Genomic DNA, 17605 nt, shown 5'->3' on the forward strand with positions numbered 1-17605 from the left:
ACGAAACTTACTGCACAGCAGTCACATGAGCGTACTCAACGGATGGCCCGAGACCGGGCCTTGAACGCCGCCTTGCGCGCCGCCTTCGCCACCGTGCCGTCGGGAATCGAGCGTCCGAGCAGCTCCAGGACCTCGACGACGTCAGGGTGGTCGACCCGCCACATCTCCTCGATCATATGGGCAGGGGGACCGGAGGCGGCCATGTTCTCGGCGAAGTTCTCGGGGTCCTCCTCGGCCGCGGGCATCGCCAGCGCGAGCATGTCGACGCTGACCCAGAGCAGCTCCTCCTGGGTGAGCTGCGGCGCGGGCAGCCCTCTGGCGGCCAGCCAGTGGATGGCGTGCGGACGCAGCTCCTGATCGTCGAGGTACCGGCGTACCTCCGGCTCGGCCTCGGATCCCAGCCGGTCGACGATGGTGATCGCGATGCCGCGGGCCACCGCGGGCGCGCCCGAGGCGGCGGCCAGCAGCTCCGCCACGGCCTCGCCCGGCGCCCTGCCGGTCAGCCAGCGGCTGATGTCCTGCTCGGCGAGCTCGGCGGGAACGCCTTCGAGCAGCCCTTCGATGAGTCCCAGCGCGTCGGCCTCGGCCAGGTCGGGCGCCTCGGGCGCGTCGAGCCCGAGCGACAGGTAGTGCCGGCGCAGGCCCCAGACGGCCAGCGGGGTGAGTTCGGCGGTGTCGTCCGTGAGGTGGATCATGCCGTGCCGTACGAGGTCGTCGAGCACGGCGTCCAGGTCGGTCTCGCCGCCGTCGGCGTACTCGTCGAGGTAGTCGTGGATCACACTGACCGGCACGCGCACCTGGACCCGGTAGAGCATGTCGAACAGGTCGTAGAGCCCCCGGTCGGCGTCGTCCTCGAGGAGCGCGGCGACCCGCTGCGCCCAGGCCTCCAGCGGCTCGCCCGTGTCGGGCAGCGGGTCATCGGCCAGCGCTGGCACGGTCTCCAGATCGGCGACGAGATCCTCCGGCGAGGCCAGCCGGGCGGCGGGCAGCGGCGTGCACCCGGGGCAGTCGCAGGGCGCCTCCCCCAGGTCGGGCATCTCACCGGAGGGGATGGCGATCGCCTGCTCGAGCGACTCCGGGCCGATGGAGCTGAACAGGGTCTTGGCCATGCCGAAGTTCGCCTGGTCGGCGAGGGCCTCGGGCATGCGCGGCGCGATGTCGTCGAGCCTGTCGCGCATGAGCGCCGCCGTGTCCCCGGAGACCGCGCCCGACTCGCTGAGGTAGTCGACGAGGGTGCGGGCGGCGGCGATGCTCTCAGGAGCGCTCTCCGGGGGCGCGATGACCTTGCGCGGATAGATGGACAGCAGCAGCTCGTCGAAGGTCTCGGGGGTGAAGTCACCCAGTTCGTTGACGTTGAGGTAGTCGCTGGCGTAGTCGCAGAGCAGGCGGACCTCGTCCGCGTCCACCTCGACCTCCCGCGCGCGCCCCCAGGCGCGCAGGGCGTCGATGGCCCCGTTCACCCATTCGATCGACACAGAGGCACGCTAACGGCTGGTCCTCAGATGAGCGAATCGGGGAAATGGTCTAAATCAGGTCGAGCGGGTCGACACTTACCTTCACGACATCTGGCGTCTTACGCGCCGCACGTACCCCACTGGCCCCTTTCAGCGCGGCGGCCAGCGCGGCGCCGCCGGACCGCCGGACCCGGATCATGGCCCGTTCCAGGCCGGACTCGTCCATGGGGACAGGGCCGAGCACCTGGGCTCCGGGCGGGAGGCGTACCTCGTCGAGCATCTGCCTGACCGCGCTCGCCACGCCCGTGAGCGTCGCCATCCGCACCGCCGGCGGGAACCCCAGCTCGGCGCGGTCACCCAGTTCGCGCTCCGCGTGGGTGACGGGGTCCCACCTCAGCAGGGCCTGTACGGCGGGCAGCGCCGCGTCGCCCAGCACCACCAGCTCGGCCGCGGGGCGGAGGAGGGCGGCGGCGTTCATCCACCGGCGGACCGTCTCCTCGGCCGCCCTCAGGTCGGCCCTGCCGAGGAGCGCCCATCCGTCGAGGAGCACGGCCGCCGCGTAGCCGCCCTGCGCCACCGGCTCGGCGCCGGGGGTCGCGACGACCAGCGCGCGGGTGTCGGGGACGGTGGCGAGGACGCCGTCGCGGCCCGACGTGCGCACCGGCACCGAGGGGAAGGCCCGGCCGAGCTCCTCCGCCGTACGCCTGGCGCCTGTGACGACGGCACGGAGCCTGGGGCTGCCGCAGGACGGGCAGCGCCAGTCGGCGTCCACCCGGCCGCACCAGCGGCAGTAGGGGGCCGCGTGGCCGCCTCTGAGAGCGAGCGGCCCGTGGCACACGGGCCCCGGCCAGTCGGCGATCGGCGCCGCCGGCGTCCCGCCGGCGGCGCCGATCGCGTCCGTCAGGGCCGCCCCGGCGCGTCCGTTCATCGTGCCGCCGCCTGACGGGCTCAGCAGCGGTATGGCCGTCCCGGACGAGGGGGCGGCCGCGGCGGCGGCCGGCCCCGGCAACGGGACGGCCGTCCGGGTCGGAGGCAGGATGCACCGGGCGGGGGTACGGCAGTGCCGGCAGGCGAGGGCGGGCAGGTATCCGCGTCTGGGCACCTGCACCAGCACGGGGCCCCTCTCCAGGCCCTGCCTGAGGGCTCGCCAGGCGATGCTGGGGAGCCTGGCCTGGCGGGCCGCCTGGTCCTTGGCCAGCTCGGCGTCCTCGCCCGCGGGGCGCACCCGGGGGGCGAGGCTCCTGATCGTCGTGCGGGCCGCCACGATGGGCCTGGCCCAGCGGGTGGCCACGAGCTGGGTGGCCTCCGCGGTCCGCGCGTAGCCGCCGATGAGCATCGCCGCGCCCGTCCTGTGGGCGCGCAGGCCGAGGACCTCGCGGGCGTGCGGGTAAGGGGCCAGGCGTTCGGCGTGCAGGTCGTCGCCGTCGTCCCAGATGGCCACCAGGCCGAGATCGGCGACGGGTGCGAACATGGCGGCCCTGGTGCCGACCACGGCCCGTACGTGTCCTCGCAGCACCTTCAGCCACCGCCGGTAGCGCTCGGCGGGGCCCAGATCGGCGGTGAGCGCCACGTGTCTGCCCGGCCCCAGCACCCGCTCGAACTCGGCGTCGGCCAGCGCCACGTCCTTCCCGTCGGGCACCACGACGACCGCGCCCTTGCCGCCGTCCAGCGCCGCCCGCACCGCCTCGGCCATCGCGCCCGCCCATCCCCTGGCGCCGGGCACGGCCGACCACACGGCCCGGGGCGCGCGGCCGTGGCGCAGCGCGTCGAGGAAGGAGGGACCGGTGGGGTAGGCGTCCCAGGCGCTCTCGCCCGTGGGCGGCTCCGCGGCCGGAAGGTCCTGCTTCGGCGGCTCTTCCGACTCGGCCTTGGCGTGACGGGGCGGGACGGCCAGGCGGAGCACGTCGGTCAGGGTGCCCGCGTACCTGTCGGCGACCGCCCTGGCCAGCCCGGCGATCTCGGGCGTGAGCACGCGCTCCGGGGAGATCACGCGTTCGAGCGGCATGAGCTTTCCGTCGTGCTCGCTCTCGCCGGCCCGTTCCAGCAGGAACCCGTCGACCAGCTTCCCCGCGAACCGCACCCGCACGCGCACTCCCGGCTCGGCCGTGTCGTGCATGGAGGCGGGCACCAGGTAGTCGAAGGGGCGGTCGAGGTGCGGCAGCGGGCTGTCCACCACGACCCTCGCCACGGGGCGGTCAGGGGCGGGTACGGTGGCGCCCTTGGTGTCCTTCGACGACGCTGGGGGCCGCACGGCGTCGAGCGGCAGAAGGGCGTCGTCGGAGTCAGTCACGCCTAACGTCTACCAGACCTCACCACCCGAAGCCTCCGCCACGCACGCGCCCGGACCGGCGCTCCGCTGCCACGCGAGGTCCTGGGAGGGCCGTACGCACACCGAAGCGAGCCACGCCTGCCCCGAGCCGAAGGACCCAGCCGGCGCACGGCGGGCAGGGGGAGATGATCATCGCCTCCGACCACGTCACATCATGGCGCGCCAGAGGCCCGTCGGGCTGCAGCACACCGACGCGCGCTCCGCCCGTCCCGACGTCAGGATGCGGTCAGTACGCCCTGACGACGGGACCCGGCCGGCCGCCGGTGGCGAGGTCGCCCAGGCGACGACCTCGGAGGCGTCAGCCCGCAGCGACATCAGCTCACCATGGCCTCGGCCGGTGATGGCGGCCTGCGGTGTGCGGTCGGCCCGCGGTGGATCAGATCAGAGGCCGACGGCGGTGCGCAGGGCCTCGGCGCGGTCCGTGGACTCCCAGGAGAAGCCCTCACGGCCGAAGTGCCCGTAAGCGGCGGTCTCCGAGTAGATCGGGCGCAGCAGGTCCAGGTCGCGGATGATCGCCGCCGGGCGCAGGTCGAACACCTGGAGCACGGCGTCCTGGATCTTCTCCACCGGCAGCTTCTCGGTGCCGAAGCACTCCACGAACAGGCCCACCGGCTGCGCCTTGCCGATCGCGTACGCCACCTGAACCTCGCACCGGTCGGCGAGGCCGGCGGCGACGACGTTCTTGGCGACCCAGCGCATGGCGTAGGCGGCCGAGCGGTCCACCTTGGACGGGTCCTTGCCGGAGAAGGCGCCGCCACCGTGGCGGGCCATGCCGCCGTAGGTGTCGATAATGATCTTGCGGCCGGTCAGGCCGGCGTCGCCCATGGGACCGCCGATCTCGAAGCGGCCGGTCGGGTTGACGAGCAGGCGGTAGCCCTCGGTGTCGAGCTCGAGGCCGGCCAGCACGGGGTCGACCACGTGCTCCTTGATGTCCGGCGTCAGCATCTCCTTGAGGTCGATCTCCGCCGCGTGCTGCGTGGAGACCACCACCGTGTCCAGGCGGACCGGCGTGTCACCCTCGTACTCGATGGTCACCTGGGTCTTGCCGTCGGGACGGAGGTAGGGCACCACACCCGTCTTGCGCACCTCCGACAGCCGCTGCGCCAGCCGGTGGGCCAGGGTGATCGGGAGCGGCATCAGCTCGGGGGTCTCGCGGCAGGCGTAGCCGAACATGAGCCCCTGGTCACCCGCGCCCTGGCGGTCCAGCTCGTCGGCGTCGGTGCCGCCGCTGACCCGGTGCTCGTACGCGTCGTCGACACCCTGGGCGATGTCGGGGGACTGTGCGCCGATCGACACCGACACACCGCAGGAGGCGCCGTCGAAGCCCTTGTGGGAGGCGTCGTAGCCGATCTCCAGGATCTTCTCCCGGATGAGGGCCGGGATGTCGACGTAGGTCTCAGTCGTGACCTCGCCTGCGACATGGACCTGGCCGGTAGTGATCAGCGTCTCGACCGCGACCCGGCTCCTGGGGTCGTCCTTGAGCATGGCGTCGAGAATCGCGTCACTGATCTGGTCAGCGATCTTGTCCGGGTGGCCCTCGGTGACCGACTCGGAGGTGAACAGGCGACGTGACAACTCAGTGGCTCCTCATGCAGCGGCTGCTGACGGATGTAAGGCCCAGGACGCATGGGCACGCCTGAGCCTCGCCGAAGTCTAGCCCTACCCGGCGCCGGGGCGCGAAACCGTCCACTATCTGGCTCCCGTCACAGCTCAGGCAGGGGGTCGGGTGGCAGGGTCTCCGGCGCGAAGATCTCCGCGTCGGCGGCCGCCACCACAGCGGCGTACTCCTCATCGAACTCGAATGTCATCGAGTTTAGCTCGATGATCGGTCCAGGCAGGATAGGGCCGAGTCTGGTGTGTCTCGGGAAGGCCGCGAGCACCGCGACCGGCCGGTCGCTCCTGAGCGTCCTGGTGGCCAGCACCGAAATGGCCGAGCCGGTGACCACGATCAGGAAGTTCCCCGTCCCCGTCGGCACCGTGGACACCGCGGGAAAGACGTAGTGGATCTCCCCCTGGTCGCCGAGCAATGTTCTACAACGATCCCTGACAGCAGAACCCACCGGCATTCCATCCCCCCTCGGCCCAAGTATCCGCAGGCGCGCGAGGATGTAGCAATAGTCGATCAGGTAATCGGTCTTACGCCATTTTGGGCGTTCGCGTCCCTTTTGAAATGCGCACGCGGTGGACGCCGTGATCCGGAGTCCCGCGAGGTCAGGAGAGGCGGGCGGCGACCAGGTCCCACACGGCGTCGGCGACGTCCTCCTTGGGCCCGAACGGCACCTCGACCGGCTCGCCGCCCGCGACGAGCACGGTGGCCGCGTTGTCGGGGGTCCCGAAGGCGAGCCCCTCCCCCACCTGGTTGACGACCAGCAGATCACAGCCCTTGCGGGCGAGCTTGGCCTGCCCGTTGGCGAGCACGTCGTCCGTCTCGGCCGCGAACCCGACGATCACTTCCGGGTACGCCCTGAGCCCTCGGCGCGACGCGACCTCAAGCCCGCCACCACCCGGCCTCGAGTCACCCGGTTCCGGCGACGTGACTCCTGAAGGCGGCGACTGCGGCGTCGCGACTCCGAGGCTCGCGGGTTCCGGAGGTAGCGACGGCGAGGGCGGAAGAGGCGGCGTTCCATCGCCGGAACGCACTTGCGCCGTGCGGGCGTCGCGGCGGAGTGTGCCGAGCTCGGCGAGGATGTCGGGATTCTTCGTCAGAAAGATCGGCTCAGGCTCGCCGTCCGTCTTCTTGATCTTCGTGTCGTGCCGCGTCGCAGGCCGGAAGTCGGCCACCGCGGCGGCCATGACGACCACGTCGGCGTCGGCGGCGGCGGAGAGCACCGCCTCGCGCATCTCGGCCGCCGACTCCACCCGGACGACCTTGGCCCCGGCGGGGTCGGACAGGGCCACGTTCGCCGCCACCAGGGTCACCTCGGCGCCCCGGGCGGCGGCCGTGCGGGCCAGCGCGTACCCCTGCAGCCCCGAGGAGCGGTTGCCGATGTAGCGGACGGGGTCGATCGCCTCGCGGGTGCCGCCGGCGGAGATCACGACCTTGCGCCCGGTCAGGTCGAGCGGGCGGCCGCGCAGCACGCGCAGGCAGAGCTGGAAGATCTCGGCCGGGTCGGGCAGCCGGCCGGGGCCGGTGTCGGCGCCGGTGAGGCGGCCCACGGCGGGGTCGATCACGACGGCGCCCCGCTCGCGCAGCGTCGCGACATTGGCGCGGGTGGCGGGGTGCTGCCACATCTCCGTGTGCATCGCGGGCGCGAACACCACGGGGCAGGTGGCCGTCAGCAGCGTGTTGGTGAGCAGATCGCCGGCCAGCCCGTGGGCCGCTCTCGCGAGCACGTCGGCGGTCGCGGGCGCCACCACGACGAGGTCGGCCTGCTTGCCGATCCGCACGTGGGGCACCTCGTGAACGTCGTCCCACACCTCTGCCGACACGGGGTTGCCCGACAGGGCGGCCCAGGTGGGCGCGCCCACGAACTTGAGCGCCTCGCGGGTCGGGACGACCCGCACCTCGTGCCCGGACTCGGTGAACAGGCGCAGCAGCTCGCAGGCCTTGTACGCGGCGATGCCGCCGCTGACGCCCAGGACGACCTTCATCGAAGGGGTCAGACCGCGCCTTCGATCGGCTCGGCGTTGAGGAGACCCTCGGAGACCTCGCGCAGCGCGATGGACAGCGGCTTCTCCTGCGCGTGCGTCTCGACCAGCGGCCCGACGTACTCGAGCAGGCCCTCGCCGAGCTGGGAGTAGTAGGCATTGATCTGGCGGGCGCGCTTGGCACCCATGATCACCAGGGAGTATTTGCTGTCGACGATGTCGAGCAGCGCGTCGATCGGCGGGTTGGTGATGCCCTCCGCGGCCGGGGTGGTGCCTGCCACGATGTCAGACCTCTCGGTTGGTGGTTGTCGTGACCCCCTGAGGGTCAGTCATCAAGGCTATCAGCCGAGAGCACACGTCTTGGACGTTCGTGTTCACGAGGCTCAGGTCGAACTCCGGCTCCGCCGCCATCTCGATCCGCCCCGCGTCGAGGCGGCGCGCGATGACGTCCTCCGGCTCGGTGCCGCGGCCGCGCAGCCGCTTCTCCAGCTCCTCCCACGAGGGCGGGGCCAGGAACACCAGCAGCGCCTCAGGCATGCTCCTGCGCACCTGCCTGGCGCCTTCGAGGTCGATCTCGAGCAGCGTCGGTACGCCGTCGGCGAGCTTCTTCAGCACCGGCTCGCGCGGCGTGCCGTAGCGGTTTCCCGCGAACTCCGCCCACTCGAGCAGCTCGCCGGCCGCCACGAGCCGGTCGAACTCCTCGCCGTCGACGAAGAAGTAGTGGACCCCGTTCACCTCACCGGGCCGGGGCCTCCTGGTGGTCACCGAGACCGACAGCCACACCTCGGGGTGTGCCTGCCGGAGCTCGGCGACGACCGTGGACTTGCCGACGCCCGACGGCCCTGAAAGGACCGTCAGCCGCCGTTCGCTCAAGGGCAAGAATCCGACCTCCGCTCCGGGCCCGAATGCCTCGTAGGCACTGACTTCGCCGGACCAGGACCTGTCGGTCACTTCCTACCCCCCATTGAACCTGCGCTTTCTTGTGGAACAGAGATTAGCTCTCGTTGCCACCGAACTCGCGCTCGAGGGAGGCCCTCTGGTTCGCGCCGAGACCCCGCACGCGGCGGGACTCGGCGATGGCAAGCCGCTCCATGAGCTGCTTGGCGCGGACCTTGCCCACGCCGGGGAGCGATTCCAACAGGGCCGAGACCTTCATCTTTCCGATGACGTCATCGGTCTGCCCATCCTTGAGCACCTCAGCCAGAGAAACCGCGCCATGCTTGAGCCGGTTCTTGACCTCGGCACGCTCTTTACGGGCCTTGGCAGCCTTCTCCAGGGCTGCGGCGCGCTGCTCAGGGGTCAGTGGAGGAAGAGCCACGCCGGGTCACCTCGAATTTCTGTCGATGTACTCGGACGGGAAGGGAAACTAGCTGGTCATCGCCCCCTAAGCAACGTCAAGAGCCGTTTCTCTCCGCACAAAATCCACTTCATCACTGTCCGTGTCCGTAAAATCACATTCTGCTGATCAAATCGCCCCCACTTCCCGCTTCTCGCGTCGCCTCACGACGGTGTCGCGAAACGCAACGATGATCGCATTCCACTCACCCCCTGATGTCCGAAACCCCGCCCACACCAGGCCCGAAACCAGAATGAAGATCGCGCACAAGTGCCCCCGCGCATGCATTACGATCTTGTGATGGCGCCCGCAGAACCATGATCCGAAGGCCCGCCCGACGGGCCCTCCGTGTGACGGTTCAGAGGGACCCGAAAGCGAATGACCGGTGCACGCGTTTCGGTGCGCGCAAATAGGCCTCAGAACGGCGGTGGAGGCCTCGGCCGGCGATTCGCCACGGAGGCGGCCAGGAATGCGCGTCGTCACGGCGAGCGACCCGTGAGCACGAGCGCGCTGCCCGCCGTGCGCAGCCGTACAGGAGTGAAGAGAAGCGCGGGTCAGCCGCGGCGGGGCAGCGGAGAGGTCACGACGCGCGCCGGAGGGACGCCGCGATGGAGGCCGCGGCCGCGCCCGGATCCGGGGAGCCGGTGATGGGGCGGCCGATGACGAGGAGGTCGGCGCCGTCGGCGAGTGCCTGTTCGGGCGTGGCCACCCGCGCCTGGTCCTGCGTGTCGGCCCCGGCGGGCCGCACTCCGGGCGTGATGAGAGCGATCCCCTCCCCCACCTCCGCCCGCACCGCGGAGACCTCGTTGGGCGAGCACACCAGTGCCGTGGCCCCCGACTCCACCGACAGCGCGGCCAGGCGGCGTACGGCGTCGTCGGCGGGCCCCACGAGCCCGATGCGGCCCAGGTCGTCCTCGCTCAGTGAGGTCAGGATCGTCACTGCGGCGATCCTGGTGTGCGGGTCCGCGGCCTCCACGGCGGCGCGGATCATGGCCGGGCCGCCGGCGGCGTGCACGGTGAGGATCGCCGGGCGCAGCCGGGACACGGCGCGGGAGGCGCCGGCGACGGTGTTCGGGATGTCGTGGAGCTTGAGGTCGAGGAACACCTGCACGCCGCTGGCCCCCCGGACGGAGGCGATCACGTCGGGGCCGTAGCGGAGGTAGAGCTCCAGACCCACCTTGACCGTGCTGACGTGCGGTGTCACCAGCGCCGCCCACCGAGCGGCGGTCTCCAGGTCAGGGGCGTCCAGGGCGACGGCGATGGGCGCGGGAGTCAGGAGGGGTGCGGGAGTCAAGAGGCGCTCTTCTCTGTTTCACAACTGATGATCACGGGGTGCTCTCTTCGGAGTCGACGAGCAGGTGGCGGGGGGCGCTCCCCGGCGGGCGGTGGGCCAGACCCACGGCGTCGGCCAGGCGCTGGAAGCCGCGGGCCCTCAGCAGGTCCTCCAGCTCGCGTTCGATGCGCAGGCAGGCGTAGGGGTCGTGGAACAGCGCCGTGCCCACTCCGACCACGCAGGCGCCCGCCAGGACGAGCTGAAAGGCGTCCCTGCCGCTCATCACGCCGCCGATGCCGATCAGCGGCACCCCCGGGAGCGCCGCGTGGACCTGCCACACGCACCGTACGGCCAGCGGCAGGATGGCGGGCCCCGACAGCCCCCCGGTGACGGCGGCGAGCGAGGGCCGCAGCGCCTCGGTGTCGATGGCCATGCCGAGCGGATTGTTGATCATGGACAGCGCGTCCGCCCCGGCGTCCACGCAGGCGCGGGCGACCGACACGATGTCGGCCACGTCGGGCGCGAGCTTGGCCACGACCGGCACGTCGTAGCGCATGATGGAGCGCACCGAGGCGATGACCTCGGCCGCCGCGCTGCCCTCGCGGGCGAAGACGCGGCCGCGGTCCTCCATGTTCGGGCAGGAGAGGTTGACCTCCAGTGCGGTGACCCCGGGCGCGTCGGCGAGCCTGCGGGCCAGCTCGGAGTATTCGGCGACGGTGCCGCCGCCGATCGAGACGATGGTCTTGATGCCCCGCTGGGCCAGCCAGGGCAGCTCGCGCTCCAGGAACGCGTCGATGCCCGGGCCCTGCAGCCCGACGGCGTTCAGCAGGCCCGAGGGAGTCTCGGCCATGCGCGGCGTGGGCCGCCCCGCCCTGGGCGCCATGGTGATCGAGCGGGTGGTCAACGCCCCGAGCCGGTGCAGGTCGAAGAACTGGGCGAGCTCCCGCCCGGAGGCGGCGCATCCGGCAGCCGTGGTGATCGGGTTCGCCAGCTCCACGTGCGCCAGAAATGTCCGCATATCAACTGACATGTCGTGCACCGCCTCCGGGGGCGCCGAGCGCGTCGAACGGGATCGTTCCCACGTCCTCGAAACGCACTCGCTCTCCCCGGAACACCGGCCCTTCGGCGCACGCCCGCACCATCCTGGTCACTCCGTCGTCACCGATGACGGGCAGCACGCACGTCATGCACACCCCGATGCCGCAGGCCATCGACTCCTCGACGGCCACCTGCACCGGAATGTCGAACTCCATCCCCACCGCCGTCACGGCCCGCAGCGTCTCCATGGGCGCGCAGGCGTAGACCGCGTCGGCCCGCGTGTCGGCGATCACCGAGGGTAGCGCGTCGGTGACCTTCCCGCGTAGCCCGAGCGAGCCGTCCTCGGTGGTCAGCGTGGTGGTCTCGGCGATCCTGCGGGCCCGCATGGCGCCGAACACCCGCTCGGCCCCGGCTCCGCCCAGCACGAAGTCGACCCGGCAGCCCCGCGCGAGCAGCGCGTCGGCCAGCGGGAACAGCACGGCGGAGCCGTACTCGGAGCCGACCAGCACGCAGTGCGCGGGGTCACGCGGCAGCGGAAAAGGGCGGCCGAGCGGCCCGACCAGGTCGAGCGTGTCGCGGGCGCGCCGCTCGGCCAGCCAGGACGTGCCGGGGCCCGAGGCGGTGAAGACCAGCTCGACCGTGCCGCCGTAGTCGGCCTTGACGTCGTGGATGGACAGCGCCCGGCGCGTCACCATCGACGTGTAAGCCCCGCCGACCGCGACGGAGACGAAGTGACCGGGGCGGTAGCGCTCGGCTATGCCGGGCGCCACCACCGTCAGCGCATGGTAGGCGTCGACCCGGCGCGTCGTCAGCACCGTGCCCGTCACCTGCACCGGAGTGCCGGCCAGTCGTCTTCACCTCCCGTGCGGGGTCAGCCCCGTAGTGCCTGCGCGTGCTCCTGCAGGGACCGTACGCCGACATCGCCGCGCACGATCGCCTGGATGCCCGCCGCCGCGGCCGCGAGCCCCGAGACCGTGGTGATGCACGGGATGCCGCGCAGCACCGCGGCGGTGCGGATCTCGTAGCCGTCGAGCCGCGGGCCGGACTGCCCAGGGCTGCCGAAGGGCGTGTTGATGATCAGGTCGACCTCGCCGTCGAGAATGGCCTGCACGCTCGTGGGCTCACCTCCGGGACCCGTCCTCTCGCTGTGCTTTCGCACGATCTTGGCATGGACGCCGTTACGGCGCAGCACCTCGGCGGTGCCCTCCGTAGCCAGGATCTCGAATCCGAGATCCGCCAGCGCCTTCACAGGAAAGATCATCGCACGCTTGTCCCTGTTGGCCACGGATACGAACGCGCGTCCCTTGATCGGGAGCCGGCCGTAGGCGCCCGCCTGCGACTTGGCGTACGCGATCCCGAAGTGCGCGTCGATGCCCATGACCTCGCCCGTGGAGCGCATCTCCGGCCCCAGCACGATGTCGACGCCCCTGAACCGGTTGAACGGCAGCACCGCCTCCTTGACCGCGATGGAGGCGTCGAGAGGCAGCGTCCCGCCGTCGCCGGTCGCGGGCAGCATGCCCTCCTCGCGCAGCGAGGCGATCGACGCGCCGAGCATCACCCGGGCCGCCGCCTTGGCCAGCGGCACCGCGGTGGCCTTGGACACGAATGGCACGGTACGGCTGGCGCGCGGGTTCGCCTCCAGGACGTACAGGACGCCGGCCGACATCGCGTACTGGACGTTCAGCAGCCCGCGCACGCCCACGCCCCGGGCGATGGCCTCGGTGGCGGCGCGGATGCGCTTGATGTCGTGGCTGCCGAGCGTGATGGGCGGCAGCGCGCACGCCGAGTCACCGGAGTGGATCCCCGCCTCCTCGATGTGCTCCATGACGCCGCCGAGATAGAGCTCCGACCCGTCGTACAGGGCGTCGACGTCGATCTCGATGGCCTCGTCCAGGAACTTGTCCACCAGCACCGGGTGGCCGCCCTCCTGGGCCGCCATGTACGTCGTCAGCGTGTCCTCGTCGTACACGATGGCCATGCCGGCGCCGCCGAGCACGTAGGACGGGCGGACGAGCACGGGGTAGCCGATCTCCTCGGCGATCTCCCGCGCCTCGGCCACGGTGAGCGCGGTGCCGTGCTTGGGCGCGGGCAGGCCCGCCTCGGCCAGCACCCGCCCGAACGCGCCGCGCTCCTCGGCCAGGTGGATCGACTCGGGCGAGGTGCCGACCACGGGCACGCCCGCGTCCTTGAGCGCCTGCGCGAGCCCCAGCGGCGTCTGGCCGCCGAGCTGCACGATCACGCCCGCCACCGGGCCCGTCTGCTGCTCGGCGTGCACGACCTCGAGGACGTCCTCCAGCGTCAGCGGCTCGAAGTAGAGCCGGCCGGAGGTGTCGTAGTCGGTCGAGACGGTCTCGGGGTTGCAGTTGACCATGACGGTCTCGAACCCGGCCCTGGCCAGCTCGAACGAGGCGTGCACGCACGCGTAGTCGAACTCGATGCCCTGGCCGATGCGGTTGGGCCCGGAGCCCAGGATGATGACCTTCTCGCGCTCGCCGTAGGGGACCTCGGTCTCCTCGTCGTAGGTCGAGTAGAGGTACGGCGTCTTCGCGGCGAACTCGGCCGCGCACGTGTCGACGGTGTTGTAGACCGGCCGCAGCCCCAGGGCGTGGCGCAGGTCGCGCACCCTGGCCTCGTCGATGCCGCGGATCTCGCCGAGCTGCGCGTCGCTGAAGCCGTGGCGCTTGGCCCGCTCGAGCACCTCGGCGGTCAGCTCGGGCGCGGCGGCGACCGCCTCGGCCTCCTCGTGGAGCAGGAAGAGCTGGTCGACGAACCAGGGATCGACGTTGGTCGCCTCGAAGAGCTCCTCGGGCGTGGCGCCCGCCCTGATGGCCTGCTGCATGGTGCGCAGCCGCCCGTCGTGCGGGGTGCGGCACGCCTCCAGCAATGCGGATTTATCCGCAACGTCGCCGGCCCAGCTGAAGGACGAGTCCTTCTTCTCCAGCGATCGCAGCGCCTTCTGCAGGGCCTCGGGGAAGGAGCGGCCGATGGCCATGGCCTCGCCCACGGACTTCATGTGCGTGGTGAGCGTCTGGTCGGCGCCCCTGAACTTCTCGAACGCGAACCTCGGCACCTTCACCACGATGTAGTCGAGCGTCGGCTCGAAGGAGGCCGGGGTCTCCTTGGTGATGTCGTTGGGGATCTCGTCGAGCGTGTAGCCGATGGCCAGCTTGGCCGCGATCTTCGCGATCGGGAAGCCGGTGGCCTTCGAGGCCAGCGCCGAGGAGCGCGACACGCGCGGGTTCATCTCGATGACGATCATGCGCCCGGTGCGCGGGTCCACCGCGAACTGGATGTTGCAGCCGCCGGTGTCGACGCCGACCTCGCGGATGACCGCGATGGCGACGTCGCGCATGTTCTGGTATTCGCGGTCGGTCAGGGTCAGCGCGGGCGCGACGGTGACGCTGTCGCCGGTGTGCACGCCCATCGGGTCGATGTTCTCGATGGAGCAGACGATGACGACGTTGTCGTTCTTGTCGCGCATGACCTCGAGCTCGTACTCCTTCCAGCCGAGGATCGACTCCTCCAGGAGCACCTCGGTGGTCGGAGAGGCGTCGAGCCCCGCGCCGCCGATGCGGCGCAGGTCGGCCTCGTCGTAGGCGAACCCGGAACCGGCGCCGCCCATCGTGAACGATGGCCGGATCACGACCGGGTAGCCCAGCTCCTCGGCGGCGGCCAGGCACTCGTCCATCGTGTGGCAGATGGCCGACCTGGCCGACTCGGCGTTGAGCCCGTGCTCGCGGGCGACCTTGGCGACGATCTCCTTGAACCGCTCGCGGTTCTCCCCTGCCTGGATCGCGTCGAAGTCCGCGCCGATCAGCTCGACCTCGTATTTCTCCAGCACGCCGGACTCGTGCAGTGCGACCGCGGTGTTGAGCGCGGTCTGCCCGCCGAGCGTCGGCAGCAGCGCGTCCGGCCGCTCCTTGGCGATGATCTTCTCGACGAACTCGGGGGTGATGGGCTCCACGTACGTGGCGTCGGCGAACTCCGGGTCCGTCATGATCGTCGCCGGGTTGCTGTTGACCAGGATGACCCGGAAGCCCTCGGCCCGCAGCACGCGGCACGCCTGGGTGCCCGAGTAGTCGAACTCGCACGCCTGGCCGATCACGATCGGCCCGGAGCCGATCACCAGGACGGACCTGATGTCCTCACGCTTGGGCACGGCTCATGACCTCACAGAACTCGTCGAAGAGATAGGCCGCGTCGTGGGGGCCCGCGGCGGCCTCCGGGTGGTACTGCACACTGAAGGCGCGGCCGTCGAGCAGGCGCAGCCCTTCCACGCAGCGGTCGTTGAGATTGACGTGGCTGACCTCGGCCTGGCCGTACGGGGTGTCGAACGGCCCGTCGAGCGGCGCCTCCACGGCGAACCCGTGGTTGTGCGCCGAGATCTCCACCTTCCCCGTGCGCACGTCCTGGACGGGCTGGTTGACGCCCCGGTGCCCGTAGCGCAGCTTGTAGGTGGAAAGGCCCAGGGCCCGCCCGAAGAGCTGGTTGCCGAAGCAGATCCCGAAGAACGGGACCTTCGCCTCAAGGACGCCCCGCAGCGCCGAGACGTCCGCCGTGGCGGGGTCGCCGGGCCCGTTGGAGAAGAACACGCCGTCCGGATCGACCGCCATGATCTGCTCGTACGTGGCCGTCGCGGACAGCACGTGCACCTCGCAGCCGCGTTCGGCCATCCGGTGCGGCGTCATGCCCTTGATGCCGAGGTCCACGGCCGCGACCGTGAACCTCTTCTCGCCGATGGCGGGCACGACGTAGGGCTCGGCGGTGGCCACCTCGGCGGCCAGGTCGGCGCCCTCCATGCGGGGCGACTGACGCACCCGCTCGACCAGCTCCTCGACCGGCTCGGTGGGCGCGCTGAAGATGCCGGCGCGCATGGCGCCGCGCTCGCGCAGGTGGCGGGTGAGCGCGCGGGTGCCGGAGATGGCGATCCCGACGACGCCCTGCTCCTTGAGGTAGTCGTCCAGCGAGCGGTTGGCCCGCCAGTTGGAGACGACGCGGGACGGCTCGCGCACGACGTAGCCCGCGACCCAGACGCGCTTCGACTCCGGGTCCTCGTCGTTGACGCCTGTGTTGCCGATGTGGGGCGCCGTCATGGCGACGATCTGCCGATGGTAGGACGGATCCGTGAGGGTCTCCTGGTAGCCGGTCATGCCGGTGTTGAAGACCATCTCGCCGAACGTCTCGCCCTCGGCGCCGTACGGGGTCCCGTGGAAGACGCGGCCGTCTTCCAGGACGAGCACCGATGTGTTCAAACCAGCTTCCCTTCGAGAACAGTCGGCCTGCCGCGCAGGAATGTGGCCACTATCCTGCCGGGCAACGTCATCCCCTCATAGGGGGTGTTCCGGCTCTTCGACGCGTATGCCGACGGATCCACCTCGGTGCGTACGGACGGGTCGTACAGCGTGATGTTGGCCGGGGCGCCCGCCTCGAGCGGCTGCCCCTGCCCGGACAGGCGTCCGATGCGCGCGGGGACGACGGACATGCGCTGGGCGACACCCGCCCAGTCGAGCAGCCCCGTCTCGACCATGGCCTCCTGGACCACGCTGAGCGCCGTCTCCAGGCCGATCATCCCCATGGCCGCGGCCGACCACTCGGTCTCCTTGTCCTCGACCGGGTGGGGCGCGTGGTCGGTGGCGACGACGTCGATCGTGCCGTCGGCCAGCGCGGCGCGCAGCGCCTCGACGTCGGCGCGGGTGCGCAGCGGCGGGTTGACCTTGTAGATCGGGTTGTAGGCGCCCACCGGGGACTCCTCGACGAGGTCGTCGGTGAGGAGCAGGTGGTGCGGGGTGACCTCGGCGGTGATGTTCCAGCCCTTGGACTTGGCCCAGCGGATGATCTCGACGGAGCCGGCCGTGGAGACGTGGCACACGTGCAGCCTGGAGCCGACGTGGGCGGCCAGGAGGCAGTCGCGGGCGATGATCGCCTCCTCCGCCACCGCGGGCCAGCCGGTCAGGCCGAGCCTGCCGGAGATGACGCCCTCGTTCATCTGGGCGCCCGCGGTCAGCCTGGGCTCCTGGGCGTGCTGGGCGACGACGCCGTCGAACGCCTTGACGTACTCCAGGGCGCGGCGCATCAGCACGGCGTCGTCCACGCACCTGCCGTCGTCGGAGAAGACCCGCACGCGGGCGGCCGAGTCGGCCATCGCGCCCAGCTCGGCGAGCTGCCTGCCCTCGAGGCCGACGGTCACGGCGCCGACGGGGTGCACGTCGCAGTGCGCGAACTCGCGCCCGAGCCGCCACACCTGCTCGACCACGCCCGCGGTGTCGGCGACCGGGGAGGTGTTGGCCATGGCGTGCACGGCGGTGTATCCGCCGCGGGCCGCCGACTGCGTCCCGGTCTGCACGGTCTCGGCGTCCTCGCGGCCGGGCTCACGCAGGTGCGTGTGCAGGTCCACGAGGCCGGGCAGCGCGATCGCGCCGCCGCCGTCCACGGTCTCGGGCCCTTCCAGGCCCGGCCCGATCTCGGCCATCACCCCGTCGGCGACACGGATGTCGACCGGCTCTCCGCCGAGAATCCGAACGTTACGGATGATCATTATGCCTCCTTCGTCGGCACAATGATCAAGATGCTGTGCCCATTGGTTCGTT

General features: G+C 71.3%; 15 protein-coding genes. All 15 read right to left on the minus strand.

Going from position 1 to position 17605, the window contains the following annotated elements:
* Positions 1-35 precede the first annotated feature (35 nt).
* Positions 36-1475 (minus strand): hypothetical protein, encoded by a 1440-nt coding sequence (locus tag ABD830_RS05330; protein WP_344985223.1) that lies wholly within the window; start codon positions 1473-1475, stop codon positions 36-38.
* A gap of 49 nt (positions 1476-1524) precedes the next feature.
* Positions 1525-3744, minus strand: a complete 2220-nt coding sequence (locus tag ABD830_RS05335; RefSeq protein ID WP_344985224.1) for a primosomal protein N' — start codon at positions 3742-3744, stop codon at positions 1525-1527.
* Between the two features lie 186 nt (positions 3745-3930).
* Positions 3931-4098: a hypothetical protein gene (locus tag ABD830_RS05340; protein ID WP_344985225.1), complete on the minus strand. Its 168-nt coding sequence runs from the start codon at positions 4096-4098 to the stop codon at positions 3931-3933.
* 66 nt (positions 4099-4164) lie between these two features.
* Positions 4165-5358, minus strand: coding sequence for a methionine adenosyltransferase (gene metK, locus ABD830_RS05345; RefSeq protein WP_344985226.1), 1194 nt, complete (start codon positions 5356-5358; stop codon positions 4165-4167).
* A gap of 128 nt (positions 5359-5486) precedes the next feature.
* The gene (locus ABD830_RS05350; protein WP_344985227.1) at positions 5487-5810 is read right to left on the minus strand and encodes a hypothetical protein; all 324 of its coding nucleotides are present in this window, start codon (positions 5808-5810) and stop codon (positions 5487-5489) included.
* Between the two features lie 184 nt (positions 5811-5994).
* Positions 5995-7374 (minus strand): bifunctional phosphopantothenoylcysteine decarboxylase/phosphopantothenate--cysteine ligase CoaBC, encoded by a 1380-nt coding sequence (gene coaBC / locus ABD830_RS05355; RefSeq protein ID WP_344985229.1) that lies wholly within the window; start codon positions 7372-7374, stop codon positions 5995-5997.
* An 8-nt stretch (positions 7375-7382) separates the two neighbouring features.
* Complete coding sequence (gene rpoZ / locus ABD830_RS05360) at positions 7383-7652, minus strand: DNA-directed RNA polymerase subunit omega (RefSeq protein WP_043638590.1); 270 nt, start codon at positions 7650-7652, stop codon at positions 7383-7385.
* A gap of 4 nt (positions 7653-7656) precedes the next feature.
* Positions 7657-8250 carry a guanylate kinase gene (gene gmk / locus ABD830_RS05365; protein ID WP_344985231.1) on the minus strand — a complete coding sequence of 198 codons (594 nt, stop codon included), beginning with the start codon at positions 8248-8250 and terminating at the stop codon, positions 7657-7659.
* 115 nt (positions 8251-8365) lie between these two features.
* Entirely contained in the window at positions 8366-8689 is a 324-nt protein-coding gene (gene mihF, locus ABD830_RS05370) for an integration host factor, actinobacterial type (RefSeq protein ID WP_020541698.1), read from the minus strand.
* Between the two features lie 598 nt (positions 8690-9287).
* Positions 9288-9983, minus strand: a complete 696-nt coding sequence (gene pyrF, locus ABD830_RS05375) for an orotidine-5'-phosphate decarboxylase (protein ID WP_344987631.1) — start codon at positions 9981-9983, stop codon at positions 9288-9290.
* Positions 9984-10032: 49 nt separating this feature from the next.
* Positions 10033-11010 carry a dihydroorotate dehydrogenase gene (locus tag ABD830_RS05380; protein WP_344985232.1) on the minus strand — a complete coding sequence of 326 codons (978 nt, stop codon included), beginning with the start codon at positions 11008-11010 and terminating at the stop codon, positions 10033-10035.
* Entirely contained in the window at positions 11000-11866 is an 867-nt protein-coding gene (locus ABD830_RS05385) for a dihydroorotate dehydrogenase electron transfer subunit (RefSeq protein ID WP_344987632.1), read from the minus strand. The genes ABD830_RS05380 and ABD830_RS05385 overlap by 11 nt, the downstream gene beginning before the upstream one ends.
* A 23-nt stretch (positions 11867-11889) precedes the next feature.
* A complete protein-coding gene (carB, locus tag ABD830_RS05390) occupies positions 11890-15177 on the minus strand; it encodes a carbamoyl-phosphate synthase large subunit (protein WP_344985234.1) in 3288 nt (1095 codons plus the stop codon).
* Positions 15164-16270, minus strand: a complete 1107-nt coding sequence (carA, locus tag ABD830_RS05395) for a glutamine-hydrolyzing carbamoyl-phosphate synthase small subunit (protein WP_378520813.1) — start codon at positions 16268-16270, stop codon at positions 15164-15166. The genes carB and carA overlap by 14 nt, the downstream gene beginning before the upstream one ends.
* Positions 16267-17553, minus strand: coding sequence for a dihydroorotase (locus tag ABD830_RS05400; protein ID WP_344985236.1), 1287 nt, complete (start codon positions 17551-17553; stop codon positions 16267-16269). Before ABD830_RS05400 ends, carA begins: the two co-directional genes overlap by 4 nt.
* Positions 17554-17605 lie beyond the last annotated feature (52 nt).

The sequence above is a fragment of the Nonomuraea helvata genome, assembly GCF_039535785.1.
Lineage (GTDB): Bacteria > Actinomycetota > Actinomycetes > Streptosporangiales > Streptosporangiaceae > Nonomuraea > Nonomuraea helvata.